The organism is Streptomyces lasiicapitis, from assembly GCF_014646335.1.
Classification (GTDB): domain Bacteria; phylum Actinomycetota; class Actinomycetes; order Streptomycetales; family Streptomycetaceae; genus Streptomyces; species Streptomyces lasiicapitis.
On record NZ_BMNG01000003.1, the window covers coordinates 597,953 to 623,184 of the forward strand.

The 25,232-nt window shown below is 71.8% G+C and carries 21 protein-coding genes and 1 pseudogene; 16 read left to right on the forward strand and 6 right to left on the reverse strand.

All coding sequences use genetic code 11. From position 1 onward, the window contains the following. From IEY91_RS08110 to IEY91_RS08165, 12 genes are read left to right on the forward strand one after another with little or no spacing between them, the layout of a single operon-like run. On the forward strand, positions 1-1,350 hold the full coding sequence (locus IEY91_RS08110; protein ID WP_189173395.1) for an O-antigen ligase family protein: 1,350 nt from the start codon (positions 1-3) through the stop codon (positions 1,348-1,350). A gap of 7 nt (positions 1,351-1,357) precedes the next feature. Continuing rightward, complete coding sequence (locus IEY91_RS08115) at positions 1,358-2,569, forward strand: glycosyltransferase family 4 protein (RefSeq protein ID WP_189173396.1); 1,212 nt, start codon at positions 1,358-1,360, stop codon at positions 2,567-2,569. 22 nt (positions 2,570-2,591) lie between these two features. Next, positions 2,592-3,854 carry a class I SAM-dependent methyltransferase gene (locus IEY91_RS08120; protein ID WP_189173397.1) on the forward strand — a complete coding sequence of 421 codons (1,263 nt, stop codon included), beginning with the start codon at positions 2,592-2,594 and terminating at the stop codon, positions 3,852-3,854. Continuing rightward, on the forward strand, positions 3,851-4,645 hold the full coding sequence (locus IEY91_RS08125; protein WP_189173398.1) for a glycosyltransferase family protein: 795 nt from the start codon (positions 3,851-3,853) through the stop codon (positions 4,643-4,645). The genes IEY91_RS08120 and IEY91_RS08125 overlap by 4 nt, the downstream gene beginning before the upstream one ends. Further along, positions 4,642-5,292, forward strand: coding sequence for a PIG-L deacetylase family protein (locus IEY91_RS08130; protein ID WP_164319095.1), 651 nt, complete (start codon positions 4,642-4,644; stop codon positions 5,290-5,292). Before IEY91_RS08125 ends, IEY91_RS08130 begins: the two co-directional genes overlap by 4 nt. Before the next feature lie 6 nt (positions 5,293-5,298). Continuing rightward, positions 5,299-6,324 carry an NAD-dependent epimerase/dehydratase family protein gene (locus IEY91_RS08135; protein WP_164319093.1) on the forward strand — a complete coding sequence of 342 codons (1,026 nt, stop codon included), beginning with the start codon at positions 5,299-5,301 and terminating at the stop codon, positions 6,322-6,324. Then, positions 6,312-7,595 carry a DUF4910 domain-containing protein gene (locus IEY91_RS08140; RefSeq protein ID WP_189173399.1) on the forward strand — a complete coding sequence of 428 codons (1,284 nt, stop codon included), beginning with the start codon at positions 6,312-6,314 and terminating at the stop codon, positions 7,593-7,595. The genes IEY91_RS08135 and IEY91_RS08140 overlap by 13 nt, the downstream gene beginning before the upstream one ends. A 4-nt stretch (positions 7,596-7,599) precedes the next feature. Continuing rightward, entirely contained in the window at positions 7,600-8,925 is a 1,326-nt protein-coding gene (locus IEY91_RS08145) for an MATE family efflux transporter (protein ID WP_189173400.1), read from the forward strand. Positions 8,926-8,932: 7 nt separating this feature from the next. After that, a complete protein-coding gene (locus tag IEY91_RS08150) occupies positions 8,933-9,925 on the forward strand; it encodes a glycosyltransferase family 2 protein (RefSeq protein ID WP_189173401.1) in 993 nt (330 codons plus the stop codon). After that, positions 9,922-11,145 carry a polysaccharide pyruvyl transferase family protein gene (locus IEY91_RS08155; RefSeq protein ID WP_189173402.1) on the forward strand — a complete coding sequence of 408 codons (1,224 nt, stop codon included), beginning with the start codon at positions 9,922-9,924 and terminating at the stop codon, positions 11,143-11,145. The genes IEY91_RS08150 and IEY91_RS08155 overlap by 4 nt, the downstream gene beginning before the upstream one ends. Beyond that, on the forward strand, positions 11,142-11,714 hold the full coding sequence (rfbC, locus tag IEY91_RS08160) for a dTDP-4-dehydrorhamnose 3,5-epimerase (RefSeq protein WP_189173403.1): 573 nt from the start codon (positions 11,142-11,144) through the stop codon (positions 11,712-11,714). The genes IEY91_RS08155 and rfbC overlap by 4 nt, the downstream gene beginning before the upstream one ends. 7 nt (positions 11,715-11,721) lie before the next feature. Next, on the forward strand, positions 11,722-13,047 hold the full coding sequence (locus IEY91_RS08165) for a glutamate-1-semialdehyde 2,1-aminomutase (protein WP_189173404.1): 1,326 nt from the start codon (positions 11,722-11,724) through the stop codon (positions 13,045-13,047). A 63-nt stretch (positions 13,048-13,110) separates the two neighbouring features. On the opposite strand, the gene IEY91_RS08170 is transcribed toward IEY91_RS08165, so the two are convergent. Together IEY91_RS08170 and IEY91_RS08175 are read right to left on the reverse strand one after the other, a co-directional pair. Then, the gene (locus tag IEY91_RS08170) at positions 13,111-13,809 is read right to left on the reverse strand and encodes a phosphatase PAP2 family protein (RefSeq protein ID WP_229696785.1); all 699 of its coding nucleotides are present in this window, start codon (positions 13,807-13,809) and stop codon (positions 13,111-13,113) included. Positions 13,810-13,961: 152 nt separating this feature from the next. After that, entirely contained in the window at positions 13,962-15,134 is a 1,173-nt protein-coding gene (locus IEY91_RS08175) for a magnesium and cobalt transport protein CorA (protein WP_189173406.1), read from the reverse strand. Positions 15,135-15,332: 198 nt separating this feature from the next. Here IEY91_RS08175 and IEY91_RS08180 point away from each other — a divergent pair, with 198 nt between their 5' ends. Beyond that, a complete protein-coding gene (locus IEY91_RS08180) occupies positions 15,333-16,562 on the forward strand; it encodes a winged helix DNA-binding domain-containing protein (protein ID WP_189173407.1) in 1,230 nt (409 codons plus the stop codon). 39 nt (positions 16,563-16,601) lie between these two features. Here IEY91_RS08180 and IEY91_RS08185 read toward each other — a convergent pair. Both IEY91_RS08185 and IEY91_RS08190 read right to left on the reverse strand, forming a co-directional pair. Further along, a pseudogene (locus IEY91_RS08185) lies at positions 16,602-16,930 on the reverse strand (LysE family translocator); the annotation flags it as partial. Between the two features lie 178 nt (positions 16,931-17,108). After that, positions 17,109-17,981, reverse strand: a complete 873-nt coding sequence (locus IEY91_RS08190; protein ID WP_189173408.1) for a helix-turn-helix transcriptional regulator — start codon at positions 17,979-17,981, stop codon at positions 17,109-17,111. A 143-nt stretch (positions 17,982-18,124) separates the two neighbouring features. Between IEY91_RS08190 and IEY91_RS08195 the strand changes: the two genes are divergently transcribed. Next, positions 18,125-19,858 (forward strand): AMP-binding protein, encoded by a 1,734-nt coding sequence (locus IEY91_RS08195; protein ID WP_189173409.1) that lies wholly within the window; start codon positions 18,125-18,127, stop codon positions 19,856-19,858. Then, positions 19,855-21,507, forward strand: a complete 1,653-nt coding sequence (locus IEY91_RS08200) for an AMP-binding protein (RefSeq protein ID WP_306309869.1) — start codon at positions 19,855-19,857, stop codon at positions 21,505-21,507. Before IEY91_RS08195 ends, IEY91_RS08200 begins: the two co-directional genes overlap by 4 nt. A gap of 81 nt (positions 21,508-21,588) precedes the next feature. On the opposite strand, the gene IEY91_RS08205 is transcribed toward IEY91_RS08200, so the two are convergent. Next, a complete protein-coding gene (locus IEY91_RS08205) occupies positions 21,589-22,380 on the reverse strand; it encodes a hypothetical protein (RefSeq protein WP_189173410.1) in 792 nt (263 codons plus the stop codon). A gap of 363 nt (positions 22,381-22,743) precedes the next feature. Here IEY91_RS08205 and gcl point away from each other — a divergent pair, with 363 nt between their 5' ends. After that, entirely contained in the window at positions 22,744-24,522 is a 1,779-nt protein-coding gene (gene gcl / locus IEY91_RS08210; protein ID WP_189173493.1) for a glyoxylate carboligase, read from the forward strand. A gap of 110 nt (positions 24,523-24,632) precedes the next feature. On the opposite strand, the gene IEY91_RS08215 is transcribed toward gcl, so the two are convergent. Further along, positions 24,633-25,145, reverse strand: a complete 513-nt coding sequence (locus IEY91_RS08215; RefSeq protein ID WP_189173411.1) for a hypothetical protein — start codon at positions 25,143-25,145, stop codon at positions 24,633-24,635. Positions 25,146-25,232 lie beyond the last annotated feature (87 nt).

Here is a 25,232-nt window from a genome sequence, read left to right on the forward strand (position 1 = left end):
ATGGCAGGGGACCTGATGCGCGGCGGACTGCCGGGCGGAGCGGACACGGGAAGGCGCGGCGCTCTGCCGGGCGGACCCGACACGGCGGGCACGCGGCCCGGCACCGAGGCACAGCCCGCCGGGACACCGAAGGCCGTCGGGATCGTCTGGGCGCTGCTCGCCCTCAACACGCTCGGCTCCGCCGGGGCGAAGACCGTCGTCACGCTGCCCCGCTCCCTCATCCAGATGGCCACCATGGGCGCGCTGGTCTCCGCGTTCGCGCTGGCGCTCGCGCTCAATCTGCGGCTGCGCATCCGGCCCAGCGCCTTCGTGTTCCTGCTCACCCTGCTGCTCGTGCCGAGCGTGATCTCCAGCGCGAACCTGGAGGTCGGGTACGGGGCGCTGTTCCGCTGCGGACGGCTCGCTCTGTTCGTCGGCACGCTGTGGCTGCTCAGCCGCTGGTGGGACGGCAGCGTGACATTCGTCCGCCACCACATCCGGATGTACTTCGTGGTGCTGGTGTCGGTGGCCGCGGGCCTTGTCGTCGCACCGGGCACGGCCATGCCGGAGTACTACGGCGGACGCCTCGTCGGCGCGTTGTGGCCGCTCACCCCGCCGCAGATCGGGCAGTACGCCGCAGTGATCATCGGGCTCACCGTGCTGCTCGTCCTGGGCCGTCAAACCACGGGGGCCAGCGCGGCGTTGGTCATCGTGCCGTCGCTCGTCCTGCTCGCGCTGACCCATACCCGCACGGCCACGCTGGGCCTGCTCATCGGGCTTGTCCTCGCGATCGGCTCGCTCGTCCTGACCAGCGCCGCCGCCCGCCGGTTCTTCGCCTGGACGGTGGTGATCGCCGCGGTGGCCGCGGTGGCGTTCAGCTCCGCGATGCAGTCCTGGTACCTGCGCGGACAGAGCCAGGAGAACCTGTCCGACCTCACCGGCCGGGCCAAGGTCTGGGACGCCCTGCTCGCGGCGCCCCGGACGACCGGCGAGAAGGTGTTCGGCATGGGCCTGAGCGACAAGTCGTTCGGCGGCCTGCCGATCGACAACAGCTGGCTCGCCGCGTACCACGAGCAGGGTCTGATCGGCGTCACCATCGTGGCCGCTTTCATGATCGTCCTCGCCGGTGTCGCGCTGCTGCGGCCGCCGTCGCTGCCGCGGGCCTGCGCGATCTTCCTGATCAGCTACTGCGCCATCTCGTCGTACACCGAGGCAGGCCTCGCCGACGCCTCGCCGTACCTGCTGCACCTGGCCCTGGCCGCCTCGCTGCTCGCGGCACCCGCCGCGGCAACGCACCTGCCGACCGCCGCAACGCACCTGCCGACGCCCGCAGTTCCCCGACGACGTGTCCCGCGATGGGCCCGGAGGTGACCTGACCATGCACGTACTCGTGGTGCACAACCGCTACTCCTCGGCGCAGCCGAGCGGGGAGAACAGGGTGGTCGAAGAGGAGGTGGGGCTGCTGCGCGCGGCCGGCCACCGGGTCGACCTGTTCGAGCGGCGCAGCGACGACATCGCCGCGAAGTCCCTGCTCGGCAAGGTCGCGGTGCCGCTCCTCGTGCCGTGGAACCCGGGGGTCCGCTCGGAGTTGGCCGCCCGTCTGCGCGCGGAGCGCCCTGACGTGGTGCATGTCCACAACGTCTTCCCGCTCCTGTCGCCCGCGGTGCTCGCCGCCTGCGCCGACGCCGGTGTGCCCGTCGTCGCGACGCTGCACAACTACACCCAGGTCTGCCCGCCCGGCACGCTGCACCGGGACGGCCGCCGGTGCACCGAGTGTGTCGGCTCCGCGATGGCGCTGCCCGCCGTCCGGCACGGCTGCTACCGCGACTCCCGCCTCGCGACGGTGCCGCTCGCGGTCAGCATGACCGTCAACCGGCGGCGGTGGTGGTCCGGCGTGGAGCGGTTCTTCTGCATCTCCGCGGCGCAGCGCGACGTCCTCGTACGCTCCGGCATGCCGGCCGAACGGCTCGCGGTGAAGCACAACTTCGTCCCCGACCCGGGTGCCCGCCGGGAGGGCGAGGGCGAGCATCTGCTCTTCCTCGGCCGGCTCGCGGAGGGCAAGGGCATGCGGCTGCTCATGACCGCGTGGGACCAGGTCGCGGCGGACGGCGGTGTGGGCGTGCCGCTCGTGATCGCGGGCGCGGGGCCGCTGGAGCGGGAGGTGACCGCCTGGGCGGCGGGCCGGGACGACGTGCGGTACGTCGGTCTGTACGACCCGGAGGAGTGCCGGAAGGCCGTCGCGCGTGCGGTGGCCGTGGTGGCGCCCTCGACGGTCATGGAGACGTTCGGGCTCGTGGTCGCGGAGGCGATGGCGGCGGGGGTCCCGGCCGTCGCCGCCGATCACGGCGCCTTCGTCGAACTCGTCGAGGACGGGGTGACCGGGCTGCTTCACCAGCCGGGCGACGCGGCCTCGCTCGCGTCCCGCATCCGCCGGATCGCGGCCGACCAGGACCGCAACCGGGAGATGGGACAGGCGGCCCGGCGCCGATACGAGCAGGGGTTCAGCCCGGCCGTCGGCCTGGAGCGCCTGGAGGAGGGGTACCGCTCCGCGATCGCGGGGCGGACGGAATCAATGGGGGGCTGTAAATGAACGGAATCAATGGGGGCAGTAAATGACTCGATGCCGACTCTGCGGCTCGACGGCGATGGGGAGCGTCGTCGACCTGGGGGCGACCCCGCCGTGCGAGAGCTTTCTCGCCGCGGACCAACTGGACCGGGCAGAGCCCGCGTACCCGCTGCATCTGCGGGTCTGCACGGCCTGTTGGCTGGCGCAGATACCTCCGCTGATCACGCCTGAGGAGACGTTCAAGGAGTACGCGTACTTCTCCTCGTACTCGACCTCCTGGGTGGAGCACGCGCGCACGTACGTCGCCGACGCCGTGCGGAAGGTGGGTCTCGACTCCGAGGGCTCCGAGGGTTCCGAGGGTTCCGACGCCTTCGTGGTCGAAGTCGCCAGCAACGACGGGTACTTGCTGAAGCACGTCGTGGACCGCGGGATCCGCTGCCTCGGCATCGAGCCGTCGGTGAACGTCGGCGCCGCGGCACGGGACGCGGGCGTGCCCACGCTCACGGAGTTCCTGAGCCCGGAGACCGGCGCGGCCGTCCGCGCCGAGCACGGCCCGGCGAACCTGGTCGTGGCCAACAACGTGTACGCGCACATCCCCGACGTGGTCGGTTTCACCCAGGGCCTGCGCGCCCTGGTCGCCGACGACGGCTGGGTCTCCATCGAGGTGCAGCACCTGCTGACCCTGATCGAGGAGAACCAGTACGACACGATCTACCACGAGCACTTCCAGTACTACACGGTCGCCTCCGCGATCCGGGCCCTCGCGAGCGGCGGACTCGCCCTCGTGGACGTGGAGTTGCTGCCCACGCACGGCGGCTCCATCCGGCTCTGGGCCCGCCCGACCGAGGCGGCCGGTGAGCCGTCGCAGCAGGTCGCCGACGTACTGGCCCGGGAGAAGGCCGCCGGGCTTCAGGAGCTGTCCGGGTACGCCGAGTTCGCCGCCCGGGTGGCCAAGGTGCGCCGGGACCTCCTGAAGTTCCTCATCGAGGCGGCCGAGCGCGGCGAGACGGTCGTCGGCTACGGCGCCCCCGGCAAGGGCAACACCCTGCTCAACCACTGCGGCATCCGGCCCGACCTGCTCGCGTACACGGTCGACCGCAACCCCTACAAGCACGGCAGGTTCACCCCGGGCACCCGCATCCCGATCCTGCCGCCCGAGCGGATCGCCGCCGACAAGCCGGACTACGTCCTCGTCCTGCCGTGGAACCTGCGCGCCGAACTGACCGAGCAACTGTCCTTCGTGCACGAGTGGGGCGGCCGCCTCGTCTTTCCCATCCCGGAACTCAGCATTGTCGAGGTCAACTCATGAAGGTCGTTCTGTTCTGCGGCGGTTACGGGATGCGGATGCGCAGCGGTGCCGCGGACGACGTGCCCAAGCCTATGGCGATGGTCGGCCCGCGACCGCTGATCTGGCACGTCATGCGCTACTACGCGCACTTCGGGCACACGGAGTTCATCCTGTGCCTCGGCTACGGGGCGCACCACATCAAGGACTTCTTCCTCCACTACGAGGAGACGACGTCCAACGACTTCGTACTGAGAGCCGGGCGGACCGAGCTCCTCTCCACCGACATCGCCGACTGGACGATCACGTTCGCGCAGACCGGCATCGAGTCGCCGATCGGGGAACGCCTCCGCCGGGTGCGCCACCACCTGAACGGCGACGAGATGTTCCTCGCCAACTACGCCGACGTGCTCACCGACGCCCCCCTGCCGGAGATGATCGAGAACTTCTCCCGGCGCGACGCCGGCGCGTCGATGATGGTCGTGCCGCCGCAGTCCTCTTTCCACTGCGTGGAGTTGGGCGAGGGCGGCCTGGTGGGCGGCATCACCGCGGTCAGCGACATGCCGCTGTGGGAGAACGGCGGCTACTTCGTGCTCCGCCAGGAAGTCTTCGACCACATACCCGAGAACGGGGACCTGGTCGCCGACGGCTGCGCCCAACTCGCCAAGCAGGGACGGCTTGTGGCGCACCAGCACCGCGGCTTCTGGAAGCCGACCGACACCGTGAAGGAGCGGGCCGCGCTCGACGACGCCTACACCCGGGGCGACCGCCCGTGGGCCGTGTGGGAGCGGGACGGCGCGGGGGTGAGCGCGTGATCCGGCTCGGGGCCGGGCGCCGCCTGGACCGGATCGTCGCCGTGGGCGCGCACTGCGACGACATCGCCATCGGCGCGGGCGGCACCCTGCTCACCATGTGCCTCGCGCGGCCGGGCATCCGCGTCGACGCGCTGGTGCTCTCCGGCGGTGGCGGCGAGCGGGAGCAGGAGGAGCAGGCCGCGCTCGCCGCCTTCTGCCCCGGCGCCGAACTGCACCTGACCGTACTGAAGTTGCCCGACGGCCGGATGCCCGCGCACTGGGAGGAGGCCAAGGCCGCGGTCGAGGAACTGCGGATGCGGACCGACCCCGACCTGGTCCTCGCCCCGCGCACCGAAGACGCCCACCAGGACCACCGCGGCCTGGCGAAGCTGATGACCACCGCGTTCCGCGACCACCTCGTGCTCGCGTACGAGATCGTCAAGTGGGACGGCGACCTCGGCCGCCCGTCGGCGTACCAGCCGTTGACGCCGGAGATCGCCGAGCAGAAGGTCCGGCTGTTGCAGGAGCACTACCCCTCGCAGCGGCACCGGCCCTGGTACGACCGGGAGGCCTTCCTCGGCCTCGCGCGGATCCGCGGGATCGAATGCCACGCGCGCTACGCCGAGGCGTTCGCCGCCACCAAAATCACGCTCAATCTGGGGGGATGAACCACCTTGCGAGTACTGCTGACCGGGCACCAGGGATACCTGGGCACCGTCATGGCCCCGGTCCTGAAGGCCGCCGGGCACGAAGTCGTCGGCCTCGACGCGGGACTTTTCGCCGACTGCGTCCTCGGCCCGCCGCCCGCGGACCCGCGGGGCCACCGGGTGGACCTGCGCGACGTCACGGCCGAGCACGTGGCCGGGGTGGACGCCGTGATCCACTTGGCCGCGCTCTCCAACGACCCGCTGGGCTCGCTGGCGCCGGAACTCACGTACGACATCAACCACCACGCCTCCGTACACCTGGCCCGCCTGGCCCGCGAGGCCGGAGTGCGGCGCTTCCTGTACGCGTCGACCTGCTCGGTGTACGGCGCCGCCGGCGGCGGCGACCTCGTGGCCGAGGACGCCCCGCTGCGGCCGGTGACGCCGTATGCGGAGTCCAAGGTGCGGGTGGAGGACGACCTGCACGCGCTCGCCGACGGCGACTTCAGCCCGGTGTACATGCGCAACGCCACCGCCTTCGGCTACTCGCCCCGCCTGCGCGCCGACATCGTGCTGAACAACCTGGTGGGCCACGCGCTGCTGTCCGGCGAGGTCCTCGTGATGTCCGACGGCACCCCGTGGCGCCCGCTGGTGCACGCCGTCGACATCGCGCGGGCCTTCTCGGCCGTGCTGACCGCTCCCCGCGAAGCCGTGCACGACCGGGCGTTCAACATCGGCAGCGAGACCAACAACGTCACGGTCGCCGAGATCGCCGAGCAGGTCGCCGAGGCGGTGTCCGGGGCGAAGGTGGTGATCACCGGCGAGACCGGCGCCGACCCGCGGTCGTACCGCGTGGACTTCTCCCGGTTCCGCGCCGCCATCCCCGGCTTCGACTGCGAGTGGACGGTGAAGCGCGGCGCCCTCGAACTCGCCGACGCCTACCGGAAGTTCGGCCTGACACGCGAGGACTTCGAGCGACGCTTCACCCGCCTCGCCGTGCTGCGCGCGGCGTCCGACACCGGCGCCGTCGACGACACCCTGCGGTGGCGCCGATGACGACAGAAGGCGAGCAGATGCACGAACTGGTGGAGCGGCTCTACCCGCTCTGCCGGAGCATCACCGGCGACGGTGTGCGCGCCACCCTGGACATCGTCGGCGAGTACGTCCCGCTCCAGGTCCACGAGGTCCCGACGGGGACGCAGGTGCTCGACTGGACCGTGCCGCAGGAGTGGAACATCCGCGACGCGTACATCGCCGACACCGCCGGAAACCGCGTCGTCGACTTCGCCGCGTCCAGCCTGCACGTGCTCGGCTACAGCGTGCCCGTGTCGCGGACCATGCCGCTGTCCGAGCTGCGCGCACACCTGCACACCCTTCCGGAGCACCCGAGTTGGGTGCCGTACCGCACCAGCTACTACAAGCCGGAGTGGGGATTCTGCCTGGCCCAGGACACCCTGGACGCGCTGCCGGACGGCGACTACGAGGTGCGTGTCGACTCCACGCTCGCGGACGGCCACCTCACCTACGCCGAGCACGTGGTCCCCGGCCAGGTCCCCGACGAGGTGATCGTCTCCTGCCACACCTGCCACCCGTCGCTGGCCAACGACAACCTCGCGGGCATCGCGGTGGCCACGTTCCTGGCCAGGGCGTTGGCGGAGCAAACCCCGTACTACACCTACCGGTTCATCTACGCTCCCGGCACCATCGGGGCGATCACCTGGCTGGCCCGCAACGCGGAGCGGATCGAGAAGGTCAAGCACGGGCTCGTGCTCGCCTGCGCGGGCGACTCGGGGCAACTGACGTACAAACAGAGCAGGCGCGGCGACGCGGAGATCGACCGGGTGCTTCGGCACGTCCTCGCCGCCTCCGAACGCTCGCACAGTGTCAAGGAGTTCACTCCGTACGGCTACGACGAGCGGCAGTACTGCTCACCGGGGTTCAATCTCGGCGTGGGCTCGCTCAGCCGGACCCCGTACGCCGGCTACCCCGAGTACCACACCTCGGCCGACAACCCGGACTTCGTCTCGCCGGAGGCGATGACGGACACCCTCTCGTTGTGCCGCGAGGCGTTCGCCGTCCTCGACCGCAACCGGCGGTACGTCAACCTCAGCCCGTACGGCGAACCACAGCTCGGCAGGCGGGGGTTGTACGAATCGCTCGGCGGGCGCAGCGACGCCAAGCAGGCCCAGATGGCCATGCTCTGGGTGCTCAGCCTCTCTGACGGCGAGCACAGCCTGCTCGACGTCGCGGAGCGGTCCGGGCTGCCGTTCGACACGGTCGCCGGCGCGGCCGACGCCCTGGGCGCCGCCGGGCTGATCAAGGCATGACGTGATGAGCGCCGAGGGGGAGAAGACGACGACCGCGGACCCGGCCGGGCCCGCCGCCGGGCGCACCGCCAAGCGGGCCATGGCGGGACGGCTGTCCTGGGGCCTTGCCGACCAGGCGGTCTGCAGCATGACCAACTTCGCGGTGGGCATCTACGTGGCCCGCTCGCTCGGCCTTACCGCGTTCGGTGTGTTCAGCCTGGCCTGGGTGACCTACGGCGTGGTGCTCAGCGTCTCCCGGGGGATTGCCACCGACCCGCTGGTGGTGCGCTTCAGCGGCGTGCCGGACGCGTCCTGGCGCGGGGCGGCGGCCCGGTCGTCCGGTACCGCGCTCGTCGTCGGCGGTGCCATCGGCCTGGTGTGCCTGGTGGTCGGTCTCGGTCTCGGCGGCCGCGTGGGGCCCGCGTTCGCCGCCCTCGGCGTGGTGCTGCCCGGGCTGCTCCTGCAAGACGCGTGGCGGTACTCGTTCTTCGCCGCGGGCACCGGACGAAAAGCGTGCGTCAACGACCTCCTGGGAGCCCTCGCGCTCGTCCCGGCCCTGCTGGTGGCGGCTCGCGTGGGCAGCGTGGAGGCCTTCGTCCTCGCCTGGGGCGCGGCGGCCGCGGTGGCCGCCGGATACGGCTGCTTCCAGTCCGGCATCCGGCCGAGGCCCGACAGGGCGCGCGCGTGGCTGCGCGAGCAGCGCGACCTCGGCTACCGCTACCTGGTCGAGAACGTCGGCGTCAGCGGCGCGTCCCAGCTGCGGGCGTACGGGCTCGGCGCGATCGTCGGGGTGAGCGCGGTGGGCGTGGTCCGGGGCGCCGAGCTTCTGCTCGGCCCGTTCCTGGCCCTGCTGATGGGCCTTTCGCTCGTCACCGTCCCCGAAGCGGCACGGGTGCTGCGGCAGGCCCCGCACCGCCTGGCCAAGTTCTGCCTCATGCTGTCCGGCGGCCTCGCCGCCGCCGCGCTGCTCTGGGGCGTGGCGCTGCTCCTGGTACCGGACCGGGCGGGCGAGCTCGTGCTCGGCGACGTCTGGGGCTCCGCGTCCGACCTCATCGTGCCCGCCGTGCTCGGGGTCGCGGGCTCCGGCCTCGGCATCGGCGCCGCGGCCGGCCTTCGCGCGCTCGCCGCCGCCCGGCGCAGCCTGCGCGCCCAACTCTTCGCCTCCGCCTGCTACGTCGGCGGCGGGCTCGGCGGAGCGGCCGCGGGCGGCGCGGTCGGCTCGGCATGGGGCGTCGCCGCGGCGACCCTCTCCAGTTCCGCCGTCTGGTGGCTGCAACTGCGCTCCGCCCTGCGCGAGCACCACCAGAGTCCGCCTCGCGCGAGCACCACAAGAACCCCATCCCCGAAGTGAGGACGTCATGACCGCCCAACCCCGGCTGAGCATCGGCCTGCCCGTGTACAACGGCGAGGAGTACCTGGCCGAGGCGCTCGATGCCCTGCTCGGCCAGACCTACGAGGACTTCGAGCTGGTCATCTCGGACAACGCCTCGACCGACGGGACCCAGGACATCTGCCGCCGGTACACCGAGAAGGACGCGCGCATCCGCTACATCCGCCTGGCCCGCAACGTCGGCGCCGCGCCCAACCACAACTACGTGTTCACCCAGTGCCGCGGCGAACTGTTCAAGTGGGCATCGCACGACGACCTGTACGCCCGTGACCTGCTGCAGCGCTGCGTGGCGGCGCTCGACGAGCACCCTGACGTGATCCTCGCGCACGCCGACCAGGCGGTCATCGACGAGGACGGCCAGGTGAAGGTCCCGTACGAGTACACGCTCGCCACCGACTCGCCGCGCGCGCCCGAGCGCTTCCGCAGCATGCTGTTCGAGCCCGGCGGCGACGACTTCTACGGCGTGATCCGGGCCGACGTGCTGCGCCGCGTGAAGCCGCACGACAGCTACCACCACGCGGACCGCACGTTCGTCGCCGAGATCGGCCTGCACGGGCCCTTCCATCAGGTGCCGGAGCTGCTGTACTTCCGCCGCGACCACCCCACCCGCGCCGAACGGGCCAATCCCTCCAAGCGCTCCCGGTGCGTCAACCTGGACCCGCGCCGGGCAGGTCTTCTGCACCCGACGCCCCGGCTGCTCGCCGAGTACGTAGGGGGCTTCGTCTCGGCGATCCGCCGGGCGCCGCTGTCCTCGGCCGACCGGCGCGCCTGCTACCGCCACCTGGCCGCGTGGGCGACCAGCCGGGTCCGTCCCGGCGCGGGCGAGCGGGTCGAGGACCGCGCTCCGGTCGACCCGGCCCGGCTCACCGTGTCCGTCGACGCGATCGTCGCGGGCCGTGAGGGGCGTGGGGGGCGTGAAGGCCGTGAGGGTCGTGACGGTCGTCCGGGGAGGCGGGCGTGACCCCGGCACGTGTGGGGGTGTTCGGACTGCTCGGCTCCGGCAACCTCGGCAACGACGGGTCGCTCGAAGCCGTGCTCGGCTACCTCCGCGCCGAGCACCCGGACGCGGTCGTGGACGCGCTGTGCGGCGGACCCGAGGTCGTCGCGGCCCGGTACGGGATCCCCGCGACGCGGCTGCACTGGTATCGCGGGGAGTACCGGACCGCCTCGCGTGCGGGCGCGATCGCGGGGAAGGGCCTCGGCAAGCTCGTCGACGTCTTCCGCACCGCCGCCTGGGTGCGCCGGCACGACGTGGTGATCGTGCCGGGCATGGGCGTCCTGGAGGCCACGCTGCCGCTGCGGCCCTGGGGCTTCCCGTACTCGCTGTTCCTGCTCTGCGCGTCCGGCCGGCTGACGCGCACCCGGGTCGCCCTTGTCGGCGTCGGCGCCGCCGCGATCCGCGACCGGCCGACGCGGGCCCTGGTGCGGTGGTCGGCACGCCTTGCCGCGTACCGCTCGTACCGGGACGTCCCGTCCCGCGACGCGATGCGGGAGATGGGCGTGGACACCGCGCGCGACGAGGTCTACCCGGACCTCGCGTTCGCCCTGCCGACGCCGTCGGAGAGCGCGCCTTCGGATTCGCTCGGCGGCGGCCCGGTGTGTGTCGGCGTCATGGACTTCCACGGCGGCAACGACGACCGCGCCAGGGCCGAGGAGATCCACCGGCGCTACCTCGACGGGACAACTCGCTTCGTACGTACGCTGGTTGAGGACGGCAGGCCGGTCCGCCTCGTCACCGGCGACGAGTGCGACGAGGCGGTGGTCGCGGCGATCCTCGACGCGGTGGGCTCGCCGCTGGTCACCGCGGCCAAGGCGGCCTCGCTCGCCGACCTCATGGAGGAGATGGCGGCAGCCGACACCGTCGTGGCGACCCGCTACCACAACCTGATCTGCGCCCTGAAGGTCGGCACGCCGACGCTCGCGCTCAGCTATGCGGCGAAGAGCGAAGTGCTCATGGCCCAGATGGGGTTGGGCGCGTACTGCCACCCGGCCCGCGACGTCGACGCCGACCGGCTCCTTGAGCAATTCCGGGCCCTTGAGCGGCGATCGGCGGAGCTGCGGCGGACCCTCAGGGAGCGGAACCTGGCCGCCGCCCGGCAACTCCGGGAGCAGTTCACCGACTTGACCACAGACCTGTTCCCGGCACCCCACCACGCCCACGCACTGCGGGAGACACCATGAAAGCGACCGAAGTCCCGGCGATCGACGGCGCGTTCCTGTTCGAGCCGACGCCGTACGCCGACGAGCGCGGCTTCTTCTGCCGCACCTTCGACGCCGACGTGGTCCGCTCGGTGGGCCTCGACCCGGACACCTTCATCCAGGACAGCGTGTCCCGCTCGGTCCGGGGCGTGCTGCGCGGCCTGCACCTGCGCTCCGGCGCAGGGGAGGCCAAGCTCGTGCGGTGCTCGTACGGGAAGATCTTCGACGTCGTCGTGGACCTGCGGCCCGACTCGCCGACGTACCGCAACGTGGCCACCTTCGAACTGTCCGGCGAGACGCAAGTGACCCTGTACATCCCGGCGGGCTGCGCACACGGCTTCCAGGCGCTGACCGAGACCACCGACACCTCGTACCGCATCGACCGCCCGCACGACCCGGCCGAGGACGTGACGATCGCCTTCGACGACCCGGAACTCGCCATCCCCTGGCCGCTGCCCGTCACTCTGATGTCCGAGCGGGACCGGAAGGCACCGAGCCTCGCCGAGGTCCTGAAGCAGAGTGCCGATGTCCTGAAGCAGAAAGAGAGCTGAAGTCGCCGTGGACACCGAAGAGTTCAGCCTGCCCCGGTCGCGGACGGCCAACGAGCGGCTGCACGCCCTGATCCCCGGGGGCGCGCACACCTACGCCAAGGGCGACGACCAGTACCCCGAGGGCCTGGCCCCGGTCATCAGCCACGGCCACGGCGCCCACGTGTGGGACATCGACGGCAACCGCTACATCGAGTACGGCTCCGGACTGCGGTCGGTCAGCCTCGGCCACGCCCACCCGCGCGTGAACGAGGCCGTGCGCCGCGAGATCGACCGAGGCGGCAACTTCGTCCGGCCGTCCGTCCTGGAGGTCGAGGCCGCGGAACGCTTCCTGGCCACGGTGCCGACCGCCGAGATGGTGAAGTTCGCGAAGAACGGCTCCGACGTCACCACCGCCGCGGTGCGCCTCGCCCGCGCGGTCACCGGCCGCCCACGGGTGGCCATCTGCGGCGACCACCCCTTCTTCTCCACCGACGACTGGTTCATCGGTACGACGCCGATGTCCGCGGGCATTCCGGCGGCGACCACGGAACTCACCGTGTCCTTCCCGTACGGGGACCTGGCCGCCACGGAGGAGTTGCTGACCCGGTACGAGGGCGAGGTGGCGTGCCTGATCCTCGAACCGGCCGGGCACACCGAGCCCCCGCCCGGCTACCTCGCGGGCCTGCGCGCACTGTCCGACCGACACGGCTGCGTACTCGTCTTCGACGAGATGATCACCGGCCTCCGCTGGTCAGAGGCGGGCGCCCAGGGCCTGTACGGCGTGGTCCCCGACCTCTCCACCTTCGGCAAGGCGCTGGGCAACGGTTTCGCGGTCTCCGCGCTCGCCGGACGCCGCGATCTCATGGAGCGGGGCGGACTCCGCCACCCCGACGACCGGGTGTTCCTCCTCTCCACCACGCACGGCGCGGAAACGCACTCGCTGGCCGCCGCGATGGCCGTGCAGTCCACCTACGTCGAGGAGGGCATCACCGCGCGGCTGCACGCCCTCGGCGAGCGGCTGGCCGCCGGTGTCCGCGAGGCCGCGGCCGGCATGGGCGTCGGCGACCACGTCGTCGTACGGGGCCGGGCCAGCAACCTGGTCTTCGCCACCCTCGACGGGACCGGGCGGCCGTCGCAGGAGTACCGCACCCTGTTCCTGCGCCGACTCCTCGCGGGCGGGGTGCTCGCCCCGTCGTTCGTGGTGAGCAGCGCGCTCGACGACGCGGACATCGACCGCACGGTGGATGTGGTGGCGCAGGCGTGCGCGGTGTACCGGAAGGCGCTGGACGCGGGGGACCCGACGCCCTGGCTGGGCGGGCGGCCGGTGAAGCCGGTGTTCCGGCGGTTGGCGTGAGGTGACGCGACGTGGCGTCGCGTGACGTGGGCTGAGGCGTGACGTGGCTGACGTGACGCTACGTCAGCGCCCCTGCCGCCGACCGGCATCGGCCGTCCTCTCGACGGGCCGGTCGGCGTCCCGCTCGGCCTTCCTCCGCTCGGCAATCCGCTCGGCAAACCGGTCGACGCCCCACGCCGTCGCCGGCACCACAGCCAGCGCGGTGCACCAGCCGCCAAGCACATCGGTGGGGTAGTGCGCGCTGAGGGCGACCTGAGCCCACCCCATGGCGGCACCGGCGACCAGCGCCGCGCCGAGCACAAGTGACATACCGGCAGCCCTGCCGAGACCGAACCACCCGGCCACGAGCAGCGCCACGACAAGGGCGAGCGCAGTGGCAAAGCCGGTGTGCCCGCTGGGGTAGGACAAGTTGTCGGCCCCGTGAATGGTGCGCCCCACAAGCGACTTGACCAGAGTCGTAGTCACCACGGTCAGCCCGACGCCCACAACGACGAGCACAGCCGCGCGAGGCCGCCGCAACCACAGACAGCCCGCCACGGCACCGACGACCAACAAAGCCGCTCCGGCAGGCTCCCCCCAGAAGTCCGTGGCCAGAGCAACGCCCCGCCAAGGCGGCCCCACACTGTCCGCAGTCGGCGCGACGATCCACCTGTCCACACCGCCGGGCTCACTGTGCCCGGCGTACAACACCCCGAGCGCGACAACCACCAACGCGGCAAGAACCGCGACAAGGCCGAGCCACGCACGCAGCGACGAGGGCAAGCGGTCCTCCTGGTGCAAGCGTTTCGGTGTGGCCGTACGGCCGTATGTCCCGCCCCTCAGTCAACACTCACCGTGATGGCTTACGCAGGGACGTCGGCGCAAATTGGCCGGACGAGCCACACGGAATGGCTGGCACCGCGGACGACGCCCCGCTAGAGCCAGTCCCGCCGCTTGAAGATGAAGTACAGACTCACGCACACCACCGCCATCAGCAGAATCGCGAACGGATACCCCGCCGCCCACTTCAGCTCGGGCATCGTCTCGAAGTTCATGCCGTAGATCGTGCCGACCAGCGTCGGCGCGAACAGAATCGCCGCCCAAGACGAGATCTTCTTGATCTCCTCGTTCTGTTCGAAGCCCGCCTCCGCCAGGGCCCGCATCTCCGCGTTCTGTTGCTGGGTGACCAGCGTGGCGTTGACGGTGAGGATGTCGGTGAGGGCCTGGCGGAAGCCGTCCACCCGTTCGCTGGTGTGGGTGACGTGGTCGGCCACGTCGCGGAGGTAGCGCTGGAGTTCCTCGTCCGTGCGGTACTTCGCGAAGCCCGCCATCAGGGCGTGCAGCATGCCGACCAGGGGGCGGGTGGCGCGCTGGAACTCGACGACCTCGCGGGAGAGTTCGTAGATGCGGCGGGAGACCGACGGGTCGCCGCCGAAGACCTCGGTCTCGATCTCGTCGATGTCGTTCTGTACGCCGGAGACGACGGGGGCGTAGCCGTCGACGACCGCGTCCAGGATGGCGTACAGGACCGCCTCCGGGCCGAGCCGCAGCAGTTCCGGGTCCTCCTCCATGCGGCGGCGCACCGCCGACAGGTCGGGGGCCGCGCCGTGCCGGACCGTGATGACGAAGTCGGCGCCGACGAACACGTGCAGCTCGCCGAAGTCGACCTCCTCCGGGGCGTCCAGGTAGCGCGCCGCGCGCAGGACCACGAACAGGGTCTCGCCGTACCGCTCCAGTTTGGGGCGCTGGTGGGCCTCCATCGCGTCCTCGACCGCCAGCTCGTGCAGGTCGAACTCGGCCGCCAGGGAGAGCAGTTCCTCCTCCGTCGGGCGGGCCAGGCCGATCCACGCCATGCCGTCGGGCTGCGCGCGCAGCTCACGGAAGGTGGCCGCGAGGGAGGCGGGGGAGGCGACGCGCACGCCGTCGCGGTACAGGGACGCCTGCACGACGCTCGGGGCGCTCGGGGGCTCGGGGGCCGGGGGCTGCTCGGCGTGGTGCTTCGTGGTCTCGGCCGGCGGCTTGCCGCCCTGCGCGGACTGGGAGGACGCCCGCCGCCAGGAGTGCTTGCGCGTCTGCTGCGGTCGGTGTGCTCGTCGCTCCGGAGTCACCGGCGGCCCTTCCGTGGTCTGTCGGTCGGTCGTCCGAGTCCGCGGGTGGTGTGTTCGGTTCGGCTCGGCTCGGGGTCCCGGAGCAGGATATATGCGGCAGATGGCGCGGGATGTACGCGGTGGACGGCGCGGGCGCGCCTGCCTGGGGTGGGGTATTGCGGACCGTATCTGTCCGCAAGCGGCGCTAGCGTGCTGTGTATGGCCAAGACCCCGGTGAATACGGTGAACACGGTGAATACGAAGACCACGTCGGCCCCGGCGAAGCCGGGGAAGGGGAAGACGAACCCTGCCGCCCCGGAGACCCTCAGTCGCCGCGCCCTCAACCGCGCCACCCTCGCCCGCCAGCTCCTCCTCGGCCGCGCCGAGATGTCCGCCGAAGCCGCCCTCACCCACCTCGTCGGCCTCCAGGCGCAGAACGTGAAGCCCCCGTACCACGCGCTCGCCGCGCGCCTCGCGGACTTCGACCCGATGGAGCTGTCAGGGCTGATGAGCGAGCGCGCGGCGGTGCGTGCCGTCACCATGCGGTCCACCGTGCACACCCTCACCGCCGACGACATGCTCACGCTGCGGCCCCTGACCCAGCCCGCCATCGAGCGCGAGCTCCGGGCGTTCCGGGGCGGCCTCGCCGGCGTGGACCTGGACCGGCTCACCGTGCTGGCCAGGGCGTACGTCGAGGAGGAGCCCCGTACCCCCGCCCAGCTCCGCGCCGAGCTCCTGCGGCACTGGCCGGACGCCGACCCGCAGTCCCTCGGCATCGCCGCCCGCGCCCGGCTCCCGCTCGTCCAGGTCACCCCGCGCGGCCTGTGGCGGCAGAGCGGCCAGGTCGCCCTCACCACCGCCGAGCACTGGCTGGGCCGCCCCCTCGCCCAGGCCCCCGCCCCGGAAGCCCCCGCTCTGGACCCGACCGCCCTCGACGCCACCGTCCTGCGCTACCTAGCCGCCTTCGGACCCGCCTCCGTCAAGGACATGCAGGCCTGGGCGGGCATGACCCGGCTGCGTGACGCCTTCGAACGGCTGCGGCCCCGGCTGCGTACGTTCCGCGACGAGCGCGGCGTCGAACTCTTCGACCTGCCCGACGCGCCCCGCCCCGACGAGGACACCCCGGCCCCGGTCCGCTTCCTGCCCGAGTTCGACAACCTCCTGCTGTCCCACGCCGACCGCACACGTGTGGTCCCCGACGCGTACAAGGCCCGCAACTGGAAGTCGAACCAGTCCTTCTGCGTCTTCCTCGTGGACGGCTTCCTCGCCGGGGTCTGGCGCCTGGAGGAGTCCAAGGACGGCGCGGCGCGGGTCACCGTGGAGCCGTTCGGGAGCCTGACCAGGGCCGAGCGGGGCGAGGTCGCCGCGGAGGCGGAGCGCACGGCGCGACTGCTCGCGGGCGACGCGGCGTCGTACGACATCGGGTTCGGAGCGGTCGTCGAGGCCTAGGGCGGTCGAGGCTCAGGACACGAGGAGGGCCAGGACATCAGAGGCCGCCGTCAGGCCCCACAGGGTGTCCGTGACCAGGCCGATGCTGATCGGTACGAGGCCGAGCAGCAGCATCTGGACCGGTACGTGGCCCGCCGAGTGGTCGACGAACTGCGGCAGCACCGCCGCGGCGAACACGAGGCCCTTCGGGTTGGTCAGACCGACGAGGACGCCGTCCAGGACGGTGCGGGCGTCGCCGCGCGCGGGCTTCGTGCCGGTGCCCGCCGCGCGCATCGCCTCGGCTTCATCGCCTTGCGGTGCCGGAACGCCTGCACGTTCTGAAACACCAGGTACTCCGCGCCCGCCAACTTCACGGCCATGTGTGGAGTATCTGGACCCATGAGCCTCGTGCGGTCGTCGAGCCCCTGTGTGGGCCCGTGGGAACCGTTGGAGGCGTGCGCTGCCGAGCCGGGCAGCAGATCCCACAACACAGCAGAGCCCGCAACACACCAGAACCGGAACCCCATGCGCAGCGGGCACGTACCGCATCCCAAGGCCCCCGGCCCGCTACGGCAGCAACCCCGCCCGCCTCGCCGCCACCACCGCCTCCCAGCGCGTGTGCGCGCCGAGCTTGCGCATGGCCGACCGCAGGTACCCCTTCACCGTCTCCGGGCGCAGGCCGAGGCGTTGTGCGGCCGCCGTGTTGGTGGCGCCGCCGGCCAGGCAGGCGAGGACGTCCACCTCGCGAGGGGCGAGGCGGACGCCGGAGCCGGGCCCCGGGGAGCAGGCCGCCGCGGCCGTCAACGCGTCGCTCACCGCGAGCAGTTCCGCCCGCACCGCGGGATCGCTGATGCGCGGTGCCAGCGCGCGCAGCGCCCCGTGCGCCTCCCGCACGCGCTCCCACGCCGCGTCCCCGGCGCCGTACCGCCGCTCCGGCAGCTCCGCGACCGCCTCCCGCGCCGCCGCCGCGAGCGCGGCCGCCTCGTCCCTGACGACCAGGGCCTGCTCCACGTCACGGGCCACCGCGACGGCCGAGGCGAGCGCCCGGTCGCCGAGTGGAAGGGGGGTGCGCAGGGCGCCGTACAGCAGTCCGCGCACCCGGCGGCGTACCACCAACGGCACGGCGAGCACCGCGCGCAGGCCCTCCGGCTCGACGGCGGCGTCGTACTCGTGGCTGATCTGCCGCGAGGTGCTGTAGTCCGTGACGGCGCAGGGCCGGGCGAGGGCGACGGCCTTGCCGCCGAGGCCGTGGCCCGCGAAGATCGCGAGGCCGTTCAGGGAGTGCGTGGCCGTACCGCTCAGTTCGGCGATCCGCACCCGCGAAGCGCCGTCCGCGCTGGTCACGAGCCCGCCGAAGGCCACGGGAAGGCCCGTGCCGCGCCGCAGCCGCAGCAGCGCGGCCCGTACCTCCGCCGCCTCGCCGCCGTCCGCAGCCGTCACGCGCGCGCCCCCTCAGCTCCCAATCAAGGTCCCGGTCCCGTGTCCTCGCGGGACACCACCCCCGTCCGGGGGTAGTGAGACCTGCATCACGAATTACACGATGGTACGGACGAGCGGGGTTACGCGGAATGCGAGGGGTACGGATGACGGCGACCGGAACGGGCGGCGGCACGGAGGACTTCCGTGCGGCACGGGACTTCCTGCTGCGCCACCGGGAGGACTACACGGCCGCGTACGAGGGCTTCGCCTGGCCGCGGCCCGAGTACTTCAACTGGGCCCTCGACTGGTTCGACGCGATCGCCGACGGCAACGACCGCACGGCGCTGCACATCGTCGAGGAGGACGGCACCGAGACCCGGCGGTCCTTCGCGGACCTCGCGCGGCGCTCGGCGCGGGCCGCCAACTGGCTGCGCGCGCTCGGCGTCGGCGCCGGTGACCGCATCGTCGTGATGCTCGGCAACCAGGTCGAGCTGTGGGAGGTCGCGCTCGCCGCGATGAAGCTGCGCGCCGTGGTGATCCCGGCGACGCCGCTGCTCGGCGCCGCCGATCTGCGCGACCGCATCGAGCGCGGCCGGGCCCGGCACGTCGTGGTGCGCGCCGAGGACGCGGCGAAGTTCGCGGACGTGCCGGGGGAGTACACCCGGATCGTGGTCGGTGCCCCCGCCGTCGGGACCCCTGCCGCCGATGAAGCCGATGCGGCCGACGCGTCGTTCGCCGAGTGGATTCCGTACGAGGACGTCGCCACCGCCCCCGAAGACTTCACGCCCGACGGCGTCACCCGCGCCGACGACCCCCTCATGCTGTACTTCACGTCCGGCACGACCGCCCGGCCCAAGCTCGTCGAGCACACCCATGTGTCGTACCCCGTGGGCCACTTGGCGACGATGTACTGGATCGGCCTCAAGCCCGGCGACGTGCATCTGAACATCTCCTCGCCCGGCTGGGCCAAGCACGCCTGGTCGAACCTGTTCGCGCCGTGGAACGCGGAGGCGACCGTCTTCATCCACAACTACACCCGGTTCGACGCCGGGCGGCTCATGGCCGAGATGGACCGCGCGGGCGTCACCAGCTTCTGCGCGCCGCCCACCGTGTGGCGCATGCTCATCCAGGCCGACCTCACCCAGCTCCGTACGCCCCCGCGCGAGGTGGTCGCGGCAGGTGAGCCACTGAACCCCGAGGTCATCGAGCAGGTGCGGCGCGACTGGGGCGTGACCATCCGGGACGGCTTCGGGCAGACCGAGACGGCCGTGCAGGTCGCCAACACCCCCGGCCAGGAGCTGAAGCCGGGCTCGATGGGGCGGCCGACGCCCGGCTTCCGCGTCGTGCTCCTCGACCCGGTCACGGGTGAGCCGGGCGCCGCGGAGGGGGAGATCGCCCTCGACCTGTCCGCCGCCCCCGTCGGCCTGATGACCGGCTACCACGGCGACCCGGAACGCACCGAAGAGGCCATGGCGGGCGGCTACTACCGCACCGGCGACATCGGCGCCCGCGACGCCGAGGGATACCTGACCTACGTCGGCAGGTCCGACGACGTCTTCAAGGCCTCCGACTACAAGATCTCGCCGTTCGAGCTGGAGAGCGCGCTCCTGGAGCACGAGGCCGTGGCCGAGGCGGCGGTCGTGCCCGCGCCTGACCCGGTGCGCCTCGCCGTGCCCAAGGCGTACGTGGTCCTTGCGGCGGGCTACCAACCCGGGCCCGACACCGCGAAGTTGCTGTTCGAACACTCGCGGGCCGTGCTCGCTCCGTACAAACGCCTGCGCCGCCTGGAGTTCGGCGCGCTTCCCAAGACCGTCTCCGGCAAGATCCGCCGCATCGAGCTGCGTGAGGCGACGGCCAAGGGGTCCGGCGCCGAGTACCGCGAGGAGGACTTCCGGTGAGTGCGACGGTGAGTTCGGTGGGTTCTGAAGGTGAGCCCGGCGCCGCCGCGCTGTCGTACGCGCACGGCACCAGCAAGACACCGCTGCTCGGTGACACCATCGGGCAGAACCTCGACCGGGCCGTCGCCGCCTGGCCCGACCGGGACGCGCTCGTCGACGTCACGGCGGGCACCCGCTGGACGTACGCCGAATTCGGCGCCGCCGTCGAGCAGTTGGCGCGCGGGCTCATCGGCTTGGGGGTCGGCAAGGGCGACCGGGTCGGCATCTGGGCCGTGAACTGCGCCGAGTGGGTCCTGGTGCAGTACGCCACCGCGCGCGTCGGCGCCATCATGGTGAACATCAACCCGGCCTACCGCTCCCACGAGTTGGCGTACGTCCTGAAGCAGTCGGGCGTCTCGCTGCTCGTCGCCACCGAGCGGCACAAGACCAGCGACTACCGGGCGATGGTCGACGAGGTCCGCGGCGAGTGTCCCGCCCTGCGGTCCGTGCACTACATCGCGGACGGGTCCTGGGACGTTCTGCTCGACGCGGCGCGGTCCGTGGACGACGGTGAACTCGCCGCCCGAGAAGCCGAGTTGAGCTGTGACGACCCGATCAACATCCAGTACACCTCCGGTACGACGGGCTTCCCCAAGGGAGCCACGCTCTCCCACCACAACATCCTCAACAACGGGTACTGGGTGGGGCGCACCATCGGCTACGGCGAGCAGGACCGGGTGTGCCTGCCCGTGCCCTTCTACCACTGCTTCGGCATGGTGATGGGCAACCTCGGCGCCACCTCGCACGGCGCGTGCGTCGTGATCCCCGCGCCGTCGTTCGACCCGGTGGCCACGCTGCACGCCGTGGAGCGCGAGCAGTGCACGTCGCTGTACGGCGTGCCCACGATGTTCATCGCCGAGCTCAACCTCGCCGACTTCGCCACGTACGACCTGTCGTCGCTGCGGACCGGGATCATGGCTGGATCGCCGTGCCCCGTCGAGGTCATGAAGCGGGTCGTCGCCGAGATGCACATGGAGGAGGTCTCCATCTGCTACGGCATGACCGAGACCTCGCCCGTGTCCCTGCAGACCCGGATGGACGACGACCTGGAGCGCCGCACCGGCACGGTCGGGCGGGTCCTGCCGCACATCGAGGTCAAGGTCGTCGACCCGGCGAGCGGGGTGACGCTGCCGCGCGGGGAGTCCGGCGAGCTGTGCACGCGCGGGTACAGCGTGATGCTCGGCTACTGGGAGGAGCCGGAGCGCACCGCCGAGGTCATCGACGCCGGGCGGTGGATGCACACGGGTGACCTCGCGGTCATGCGGGACGACGGCTACGTACAGATCGTCGGACGCATCAAGGACATGATCATCCGGGGTGGCGAGAACGTCTATCCGCGCGAGATCGAGGAGTTCCTGTACGGCCACCCGAAGATCGCCGACGTGCAGGTCGTCGGGGTGCCCGACGAGCGGTACGGCGAGGTGCCGCTGGCCTGCGTCATCCTGCGGGACCCGGCGGACACGCTGACGCTGGAGGAACTGCGGGGCTTCTGCGCGGGGCGGCTGGCCCACTACAAGGTGCCGGCGGGGCTGCGGATCCTGGAGAGCTTTCCGATGACCGTGTCGGGGAAGGTGCGGAAGGTGGAGCTGCGGGAGAGGTTCGGGGGCTGAGGGTCGGCCGCGGGCCCCGGTCGGCGTGTTCAGTGCCGCCGCTGCGCGGCGGATTTTCTCCCACCCGCCCACCCTTTTTTGCTACGCCCCCGTCGCTGTCAGCTCGTCCGCCGCGCCGTTCAGGGGTTCCGGCGCGCCCGTCAGGTCGATGCGGAACAGGGCCACGTTCAGCTCGTCGGCGCGGGTGCGGGCCGTCGGCGTGAAGTCGCACAGCGCGAAGCACACGCAGGTCGCGGAGTGCGCCATGGCCGTCAGCCACGCGCACTCGACGTCCCGCAGTGAGGCGTGCCGCACGGTCGGCTCGATCTGCGCGACCACCCCGAGCGCCGTGAGCCGGGCGCCCGACGGCGGGCGCTCCTCCTCGGGGCCCGCGTCGCTCACGTCCTCGTAGCCGAGCCAGCGCAGGAACAGGGCCGCCGTCGTCACCGCGTCGCGGGCGTCGCGGACGGGCAGGGGGCGGAAGGCGGCCCGGGGCGTCGGGGCCGTGCGCGGCAGGGGGATGTGGGGCGGGGTGAGGGAGGGACGGGCATGCTCGGGCGGCGCCTCGCGTCCGCCCGCGCCGTCCCCGGGTGCGCCCCCGGATGTGTCCCGCCCGCCCGCGCCGACCGTGCCTTCCTGCGCCACCGGCACCCGCAGCACCGTCCCGCACGCGCACCCCAGCTCCGGCCGCGGCCAGTCCGCGGCCTGCCCGCACGCCGCGCACCGCACGGTCACCCAGGCGTCCGCCCGGGTCCGGTGGGTGAGCGGGGTCGCGGCGCCGTGCGTGACCGGCGGGACGACGGGGGCGCCGCAGGGGCAGGGGAAGGCCGGCGGCGCGTAGGTCTGCTCGTGCCGGCACACCGGGCACCGCACCAGGATGTCGTCCCTCGCCATCGTCCGCACCGCCGTCCGTTCGTGTACCGCTGCCGTGTGCCGTGTGCCGTGTGCCGTGTGCTGCGTGCTGCGTGCCGTGCGGCGCGTGCCGTGTTTCAGCCATCCGTCCGCCGGAGCCCCATCGTCGTACGAAGGCGGCCGTCCCGATACGCCATTTTGAGCTGCGCCGAGCCCCTGGATCCCTTGACGGTCCTCGCGTGCCCCCTTACATTGCTTCCATATAGCAGAACATAATTTCCGCAATGTGGAAGTCGCCGGAAGGCGGGCCGCGGCGCGGAAGCAGGACCTGAAGGCACGGCTCACCGCGGGGCGCGACGGGAGCTGTGCGTTCGTCAGCCGAAGCAGGAGAACTCAATGGCTCGTATGACCGCTGCCCGCGCGGCAGTTGAGATCCTCAAGCGCGAGGGCGTCACCAACGCGTTCGGCGTGCCGGGGGCCGCGATCAACCCCTTCTACAAGGCGCTGCAGGAGGGCGGCGGCATCGATCACACGCTCGCCCGCCACGTCGAGGGCGCCTCGCACATGGCGGAGGGGTACACGCGTACCCACCCGGGCAACATCGGTGTCTGCATCGGCACGTCGGGCCCCGCGGGCACCGACATGATCACCGGCCTGTACTCCGCGATCGGTGACTCGATCCCGATCCTGTGCATCACGGGCCAGGCGCCCACGAGCGTGATCCACAAGGAGGACTTCCAGGCCGTCGACATCGCGTCGATCGCCAAGCCGGTGACGAAAATGGCCGTCACGGTCCTGGAGGCCGCGCAGGTCCCCGGCGTCTTCCAGCAGGCCTTCCACCTGATGCGCTCCGCCCGTCCGGGCCCGGTCCTCATCGACCTGCCCATCGACGTCCAGCTCACCGAGATCGAGTTCGACCCGGAGACGTACCAGCCGCTGCCGGTCTACAAGCCGGCCGCGAGCCGCGCCCAGATCGAGAAGGCCATCGGCATGCTGCTCAACTCCGAGCGGCCGCTGATCGTCGCGGGCGGCGGCATCATCAACGCCGACGCCTGTGAACTCCTCGTGGAATTCGCCGAACTGACGGGCACTCCGGTCATCCCCACCCTGATGGGCTGGGGCACCATCCCGGACGACCACGAGCTGAACGCCGGCATGGTCGGCCTGCAGACCTCGCACCGCTACGGCAACGCGACGTTCCTGGAGTCCGACTTCGTCCTCGGCATCGGCAACCGCTGGGCCAACCGCCACACCGGCTACAAGCTGGACGTGTACCGCGAGGGCCGCACGTTCGTGCACGTCGACATCGAGCCGACCCAGATCGGCAAGATCTTCGCGCCGGACTACGGCATCGCGTCCGACGCCAAGGCGGCCCTGGAGCTGTTCGTCGAGGTCGCCAAGGAGCTGAAGGCCGCAGGCGAGCTGCCCGACCGCGGCGCGTGGATCGCGCGCGGCCAGGAGCACAAGTCCACGCTGCTGCGCCGCACCCACTTCGACGACATCCCGATGAAGCCGCAGCGCGTGTACGAGGAGATGAACAAGGCCTTCGGCCCGGAGACGCGGTACGTCACCACCATCGGCCTCTCCCAGATCGCCGGCGCCCAGATGCTGCACGTCTACAAGCCGCGGCACTGGATCAACTGCGGCCAGGCGGGCCCGCTCGGCTGGACCATCCCGGCCGCCCTCGGTGTCGCCACGGCCGACCCGGACGCCCAGGTCGTCGCGCTCTCCGGCGACTACGACTTCCAGTTCATGATCGAGGAACTGGCCGTGGGCGCCCAGCACCGCATCCCCTACGTCCACGTCCTCGTCAACAACTCCTACCTCGGCCTGATCCGTCAGGCCCAGATCGGCCTGGACATCAACTTCCAGGTCAACCTTGAGTTCGAGAACCTGAACTCGCCGGAGCTCGGCGTGTACGGCGTCGACCACGTCAAGGTCGCCGAGGGCCTCGGCTGCAAGGCCATCCGCGTCACCGACCCGGCCGAGCTCGGCGCCGCCTTCGAGCAGGCCAAGAAGCTGGCGCAGGAGTACCGCGTGCCGGTCGTCGTCGAGGCGATCCTGGAGCGCATCACCAACATCTCCATGAGCCGCACGGCCGACATCAGCGATGTCACCGAGTTCGAGGAGATCGCCACGGAGCCGTGGCACGCGCCCAGCTCGATCAAGACGCTGAAGGCGTAGCGCTCGGGCGGTTCAGCGGTTCTGCGGTTCTGCGGTTCTGCGGTTCAAGGGAAGGCCCCCGCACCGGAGTTGATCTCCGGCGCGGGGGCCTTCTCGTGTACGTCGCCGCCTCAGGACCGGCGGCGGCGTACGCAGTAGTGCGCGGCAAGGGCGAGGACCAGCGGGCCCCACAGTCCGACCGGCAGGACGCACACCCGGAAAAGGAGCTCCAGGGCGCCGTTGTCCATGTCGTCGAAGGAGAAGCCGACGCCGAGGGCGCCGAGCGTGAAGGGCCCGAACAGGACCGTCGCACCCAGTCCGCCGAGCACCGCGGGAACGAGCGCGGCGACGGGCCGCACCCGCCGCCCACCCAGGAGCGGCACCCAGCGCGGCACCACCTCGCCCCACCCCCGCACGAGCCCGAAGCTCAGCAACGCCAATGCCTCGGTGACCAGGCTCAGCCCGAAGATGTACGGCACGGAGATCCACAGGCTCCCGATCGACCCGGTCCCCGTGCCCATGTCGTACCCGAAGGCGAACGGCAGCCGCCACAGGCACTGGGGGAGCAGGAGCAGCGGAATGGCGTGCGCGGCGCGCTCGGCCCAGCGGGGGACGGGGAGTGCCTGAACTGCGGTCGTCGTCATGGCACTTACTCTTCCGCCCGGCCACCCGGAGATCGTCAGCTCGGACGCCGAACCGGCTCCGCCGCGCGGGGGAGAGGGACGTACACC